The 6594-nt window shown below is 33.6% G+C and carries 5 protein-coding genes; all 5 read right to left on the bottom strand.

Annotated features, from left to right (window positions below; translation table 11 throughout):
* Nucleotides 1-150: 150 nt before the first annotated feature.
* The 5 genes from GOQ24_RS05425 to GOQ24_RS05405 all read right to left on the bottom strand — a co-directional run bounded on the left by GOQ24_RS05425 (nucleotide 151) and on the right by GOQ24_RS05405 (nucleotide 6501).
* Nucleotides 151-1548 carry a tetratricopeptide repeat protein gene (locus GOQ24_RS05425; protein WP_160339252.1) on the bottom strand — a complete coding sequence of 466 codons (1398 nt, stop codon included), beginning with the start codon at nucleotides 1546-1548 and terminating at the stop codon, nucleotides 151-153.
* 27 nt (nucleotides 1549-1575) lie between these two features.
* On the bottom strand, nucleotides 1576-2769 hold the full coding sequence (locus GOQ24_RS05420) for an aspartate aminotransferase family protein (RefSeq protein ID WP_155091200.1): 1194 nt from the start codon (nucleotides 2767-2769) through the stop codon (nucleotides 1576-1578).
* A gap of 14 nt (nucleotides 2770-2783) precedes the next feature.
* Nucleotides 2784-4601 carry an OstA-like protein gene (locus GOQ24_RS05415; RefSeq protein ID WP_155091201.1) on the bottom strand — a complete coding sequence of 606 codons (1818 nt, stop codon included), beginning with the start codon at nucleotides 4599-4601 and terminating at the stop codon, nucleotides 2784-2786.
* 122 nt (nucleotides 4602-4723) lie between these two features.
* Nucleotides 4724-5995, bottom strand: coding sequence for an adenylosuccinate synthase (locus GOQ24_RS05410; protein ID WP_160339251.1), 1272 nt, complete (start codon nucleotides 5993-5995; stop codon nucleotides 4724-4726).
* Between the two features lie 26 nt (nucleotides 5996-6021).
* Nucleotides 6022-6501, bottom strand: a complete 480-nt coding sequence (locus tag GOQ24_RS05405) for a Fur family transcriptional regulator (protein ID WP_155091203.1) — start codon at nucleotides 6499-6501, stop codon at nucleotides 6022-6024.
* Nucleotides 6502-6594 lie beyond the last annotated feature (93 nt).

The following is a 6594-nucleotide window of genomic DNA, read 5'->3' as shown; positions in this document are numbered from 1 at the left end:
AATCTATATTCTTACCGATTAAACCAAAGCGTCTTGTCATAAGGTGTGTTTTATAAAAATTAGTTATTATAACCTTTATGCATAGTTAGTTATTTTATGTGAATCAGCAATAAAAAAGAGCGAACCTTTTTGGGGACGCTCTTTTGTAATTTATTGTTTGGTAAATTTTCTAATTGTGTTTTGAACAAACGGACTTTCCCATTGAATAGGGAAGTAGGTTTTGATGATTTCTCTCTTTTCAAAGTTTTTAGTTAAGGCTATTTCTAAATACTCTGATCCCTTGTCGTAATTCTCTATCGTAAAGAACAATACAGAGAGTCTGTATAAAATATCAGCATTATCAGCTTCAAAGTCCATTACTTGTAAAAGTTTATTGATAGCCTCTTCATAGTCACCTAAAACATATAAGGTATCTGCCCAACCTATCCAATGCTCCATGATATGGCTGCCTAACTCTGCTGCTTTTTTATATCCTTTTTCTGCCTCTTTAAAGTCCAGAAGTGTTTTGTTTAAGACAGCATATCTCAACCAGTATTTATCGTTGAATTCATCGATATTAATCGCTTTCTGTAAGTACATTAAAGCTTTGTCATACTTTTCCTCTTTGATGGATAAGTCAGTTAAGGAAAGCCATCCTTTGTCTAATGAAGGATCTTCGTGAACTGCTCTTTTATAATACTCCATAGCTTGAGGGAAGTTGTTTAAGTCTTCATAACAACTACCTATACGCAATAACACATAAGAAGTAGGATCATCTAATTCTAGTGTAACGACATAATTCTCTATAGCTTCTTTGTATTTTTTAAGTTTTTCAAGAGATTTCCCTTTCTCAAGGTAAGCTCCCAAAAATTGATCGTCAATTAAAGTAGCATATTCAAATGCCCAAACAGCTTTTTTGTAATTCTTTAAAGCAAAGTATTGTCTTCCCAATTGATGCCAAGCAATTTCACTGTACGGTTTTCTGTCAATATAGGCAGTTAAGAAATCAATTGCTTCGTTGTTTTCTGATAGAAAATCAAAACAATAGATCACATTGTAAAGTGCTGATTGATCTTCTTCGTCATTTTCTAAACACTGAATAAAACTGTCTTTAGCTAATTCAATTTCATCTACTAACAAGTATTCCATCCCTAAAAGAGAGTACACATCAGCTAAATCCTCTGTTAGCTTCAATGCTTTCTTTAAAGATTCTATTGCGTCGAGGTGATTGCCTTTCTTCGAATAAACTGTTGATCTTTGGATGTACACTTCTTCGTTTGTAGGGTCTATCTCCTCTATTTGATCTAATAACTTATCTGCTGCTTCTAATTTATTTTGAAATATAAGCAGTTCAACTTCTACTAATTTTAAACTTGTAGAATTTGGGTGTTGTTCTTGACCTAATTTAAGTGCTTTTTTAGCAAGGGTCAATTTACCTGAATCCAAATAATGAAGAATAATACTTTCAAATTCTTCAGAGTCGAAAAATAGTACTTTATTCGTCTTTAACATTGATTCAAAACGAGATAAAGTCATTCTGTACTCTTCCTCTTCGTTATCTAAATGCATTTTGTTTTGTCTTTTTTAATATAGGTATTAAAGTCCTAATTCTTTTTGTACTTCATCAAGTGCTTCGATTATCATCGCACATCCTTGTTCTATTTCCGTTTCGCTTATCGTTAGCGGTGGTGTTATGCGTATTGCTTTTCCTTCAAATAACAACCAAAATAGGATAACTCCTTTTTCTTGACACTTAATGATGACTCTATTGGTAATGTCTGCACTTAGTGTCATTGGAGCTAACATCAAACCTCGTCCACGTATTTCTGTAATAAGTGGGTGTACAAGTAGTTTTCGAAATAGCTTTTCTTTCTCAAGGGTTTGCTCCATGATGTCTGTCTCTACCAGCTCTTTTAATGTTGCAAGACTTGCCGCTGCAATAACTGGGTGACCACCGAAGGTAGTAATATGACCAAATTTTGGATTGTCATATAACATATCCATATGTTTGTCACTTGCAGTAAATGCTCCAACAGGCATTCCACCACCCATACCTTTTCCCATGACTATAACATCTGGTACAACATCGTAATTTTGAAATCCAAATAGTTTTCCTGTTCTACCAAAACCAGGTTGAATCTCATCTACAATCATTAACGCCCCAACTTCTTGACAACGCTGTTTTACTTTTGTAAGAAAACCGTCAAACGGCTCTACAAATCCTGCTCCACCTTGAATAGTTTCCAAGATAATTCCAGCAGTTTTTGTAGTTATTTTTTGCAAGTCATCTACATTGTTAAAGTGTATGAAATCTACATCAGGTAATAGGGGGCGGAAAGCCCTTTTTCTTTCTTCAAATCCCATTACACTCATAGATCCCATTGTGTTTCCATGATAGGCATTAAAGCAAGATATCAATTGACTTCTTCCCGTTACTCTTTTAGCTAATTTTAGAGCTCCTTCTGTAGCTTCTGTACCTGAATTAACTAAGTATGTTTTGTTTAAAGGAGCAGGGATATTCTCTGCTAATAATTTACAAAACTCTACTGCAGGATCTTGTATATATTCTCCATAAACCATTACGTGAGAATATTTATCTAATTGATCTTTTATTGCTTGATTTACTTTCGGGTGTTGATGTCCTAAAGTACAAGCAGATACTCCTGCTACAAAGTCTAAATAGGGTTTGTTGTTAATGTCGTATATATAAGAACCTTTAGCATAAGCCACTTGCATACCTATTGGATTAGGCGAAGTTTGTGCTTGGTATTTGTAAAAATCAGTTTTCATGATCTAATCTTATGTTATTTTAACTTTAGCATTTTCTCTGGTGCTTTTTCTTCTTTTTTCAACATCTTAGGTTGCTCTTTCTTTTGCTCAGAGAATTTGTTTAAATCTTTTTCTTCTTTCTTGGTGTTTATCGCTTTTGAAGTAGGCGATGGGCTACTTACATTAGTACTACTATCGGTTTTTCTTGGAGAACGATCTAATAGATTCTCACCCGTAGATTCTGCCTCTAATGTTTCGGCTTGAATTGCCATTGGCAAGTCATAGATGTGTTTCTTAGATTTTAATTCTTCAAGTAATAGTTTTTCTTTGTCTAATTCTTCTTGAGAATAGATATTTTGCAGACCCGTAATCTTTTCATCACCTCTGTATAAAAATCCCCTTAGTTTTCTTGCGTTTGTAGGTAAAAAATCATCTGGGTAAAGGGTACTCGTAGGTGCGACAATTCGCGAAGCAGTAGCAATTTTGTTTTCTTCAAATGTAACGTTAATGTGGCTGCAAATACCTTTGTCTATACCTACGAACTCATTTTTCTCATTGTACATATAATATACAATTTCGGCATTTTTAATTACGTCTATTTCATTGAGTTTATTGTCTTGGAATTTGCCATATAAGTTCACACCTTTGACTTGATTAAATCCATCGCCAATAGTATCTCTCTCGATAACAAAAGCATCCTCTAATACTTTTAATGAATCCATCTTTTGCGTTTCAACATTGCTAAGCAAGTGAATTAACTTACCTGAGAGTTGACTTTCTCCATTCCAAAGTACTGGCTTACCGATCATTTTAGTTATTCCAGTCAGCTCGCTTGTGTGTATAGAATCCGCTTTACCACTCATACTATCTCTGAGTATTCTCGCACCTTGATATGCCTTAATGACTCTTTGCTTCTCTTTGCCAGTAAGCGTTATAATTGGAGCGTGGAGATAAAGAGTGTCTTTGGGTTCGTTTTCTTTTTTTACTAATGGTTTTTTAGTAACGAAAATAGAATCTTTCGCTTTGTGCATTTCAGCATAATGACTTGTTATGACAGCTCTATTAACAGTGTCAGTTATTCGCACATTATAGGAAGCAGAAGCAAAGTCTTGTAATTTTGCATAGTAGATCGAGTCGGCTTCTAATTTTCTCTTATCATACCATATATAGGAATTCTTTAAGAGTTTTCCTAAATCTTGTTGAACGTCATAAAAGCCATTTTCCGTGTATATAAAATCTTCTTCACTTGTAATAGTAGATGGACCGAACACATAAGCATGTTCTGGTACTTCATAATAATCTAAGTGGTTTGATTTTACTATTGTTCCCTTTTCTGTAGTGATCTTTACTGCATTGAAAAATTGAAATTTCTTTTCATTTGAAAAGTATTTCCCTTTATTGCTTTCTAAGACATTTCCCTTATTTGTAATTTTTGCATAACTATCGTAATACACAAGGTTTTGACCTCTGTCAAATTTTAATGTATCTGTAACAAGAGTTGAGTCAGGACTGCGAAGCTCTACATCGCCTTGAGCATAAGCAAAACCATTTATTGCGTTATATTCAGCATATTTGCTGTCCATAATTAAAGTGTCCTGTTGGACAATATGCACATTGCCAAATAGTTTTAGATATTCTTCATTTTTGAAGTAATAAGCTTTATTACAGCGCATAGTCATACCATCGTGTTCAGCAAGGATATTACCTGTCAAAATAACTGCATTAGGCAAAAGTTCCTCATTGATATCTGATCGATCAGCATGGTGAATAATGATTTTATTCTTATTAGGAGTTTGGCTGAAACTTATGAAAGTGAAGAGTAAAAGTATAAATGAAATATGTATTGCTCTCAAGTCTAAAATTTTTTTCAAATTTAAGTAAAAAATGTGAACAAAGATTTTAGTTGTGAATAAATTATAACATAGCCTATTAAAGCAAAAAACACTTCCGAAAGGAAGTGTTTTTTATATATCATTTATTTGATGATTGTCTGTGTTCTATCAGGACCTACAGATACTATTTTTACAGGTACTTCAAGTTCTTTTTCAATGAACTCGATATACTCTTTTAATTCTATAGGTAATTCTTCGTATGAAGTCATTCCTGTTAAGTCTGCTTTCCAACCTTTTTTCTCAACGTAAACTGGCTCAACGTTTTCTGGTTCAATGTTAAATGGTAGATGTTCTATTTCTTGACCATTGTATTTGTATTTTGTACAAATCTTTAAAGTGTCAAATCCAGATAATACATCGCCTTTCATCATGTAAAGTTCAGTAACCCCATTTACTTCAACAGCATATTTAAGAGCTACTAAATCCAACCAACCACAACGTCTTGCTCTTCCAGTAACTGATCCAAATTCACGACCTACATTTGCCATTGTTGCACCTATTTCGTCGTGTAATTCAGTAGGGAAGGGACCACTACCAACGCGAGTAGTATAAGCTTTAAATATACCAAATACGTTTTTAACTTTATTTGGAGGAACACCTAAGCCTGTACATGCTCCAGCAGCAGTTGTATTAGATGAAGTAACAAAAGGATATGTTCCAAAGTCTATATCTAAAAGTGAACCTTGTGCACCTTCTGCTAAGATAGATTTACCTTCTTTGAGTGCTTGTGTGACATAATGTTCACTATCAATAAAGGTTAATTTTTTAAGTTGCTCTACTGCTTCAAAAAATTCTTGTTCTAATTCTTTGAGGTTATACTGCATGTCCACATCGTGAAACTTTATCATAGCTTCGTGTTTGTCAGCTAAAGTGCGGTATCTATCTTTGAAGTCTACTAATTCAATATCTCCAACTCTTAATCCGTTTCTACCTGTTTTGTCCATATAAGTTGGACCAATTCCCTTTAATGTAGAACCAATCTTAGCTTTTCCTTTTGCAGCTTCAGAAGCAGCGTCAAGTAAACGATGTGTTGGCAATATCAAGTGTGCCTTTCTTGAAATCAGTAATCGACTATAAATATCGATGTTAAATTTCTCCAGACCTTCAATTTCTTTGATGAAAACAACAGGATCGATAACAACTCCGTTTCCAATAATATTGATTGCATTTTTGTGGAATATTCCAGAAGGAATCGTTCTTAATACGTGTTTGATTCCGTCAAATTCTAAAGTGTGTCCCGCATTTGGTCCACCTTGAAAACGAGCAATGATATCATATTTAGAGGTTAAAACGTCTACGATTTTACCTTTTCCTTCATCGCCCCATTGTAGGCCTAGTAGTAAATCTACAGTCATTGTTTGTGTTGTTAAATGTTCTTTTATTAGTTGTTTGTGCTTTCAGAACCTTCTTGTGTAGCTTCTTCGGTTTTCTTTCTTGTTCCGTAGAAGTATAAAGAGTGATTGTGAATTTCGATATTGAATATATCTTCTATCGTTTTTTTAATCGTTTGTATACGCGGATCACAAAATTCTACTACTTCACCTGTATCAGTGATAATAATGTGATCGTGTTGTTTATCAAAGTAAGACTTCTCATAGTGCGCTTGGTTTTGACCAAATTGATGACGTCTTACTAAGCCACATTCTAATAGGATTTCAATCGTGTTGTAAAGAGTTGCTCTACTTACTCGATAGTTTTTATTTTTCATTTTGATATACAAAGACTCAATATCAAAATGTTCTTCACTATCGTAGATCTCTTGTAGAATAGCAAATCTTTCAGGTGTTTTACGATGTCCTTTTTCTTCTAAGAACTTTGTAAATACGTTCTTAACTATTTCTTGATTTTTTTCACTTCCCATATCAAAAATAACTTAGTTGCAAATATATAGCTATTTTTATTTTTAATTGTATAAAACTACATATTGAACATTTATGTCGCTATAATTATTACT

The sequence above is a fragment of the Myroides sp. LoEW2-1 genome, from assembly GCF_009767705.1.
Taxonomy (GTDB): Bacteria; Bacteroidota; Bacteroidia; order Flavobacteriales; family Flavobacteriaceae; genus Flavobacterium; species Flavobacterium album_A.
The sequence above is the reverse complement of the archived record's forward strand: the minus strand, read 5'-3'. Positions and strand labels throughout refer to the sequence as shown.

What these genes read in the sequence shown, in the direction of transcription:
- GOQ24_RS05420 (WP_155091200.1), bottom strand. Translation starts at nt 2,769, where the DNA reads ATGAAAACTGATTTTTACAAATACCAAGCACAAACTTCGCCTAATCCA.
- GOQ24_RS05425 (WP_160339252.1), bottom strand. Translation starts at nt 1,548, where the DNA reads ATGCATTTAGATAACGAAGAGGAAGAGTACAGAATGACTTTATCTCGT.
- GOQ24_RS05405 (WP_155091203.1), bottom strand. Translation starts at nt 6,501, where the DNA reads ATGGGAAGTGAAAAAAATCAAGAAATAGTTAAGAACGTATTTACAAAG.
- GOQ24_RS05410 (WP_160339251.1), bottom strand. Translation starts at nt 5,995, where the DNA reads ATGACTGTAGATTTACTACTAGGCCTACAATGGGGCGATGAAGGAAAA.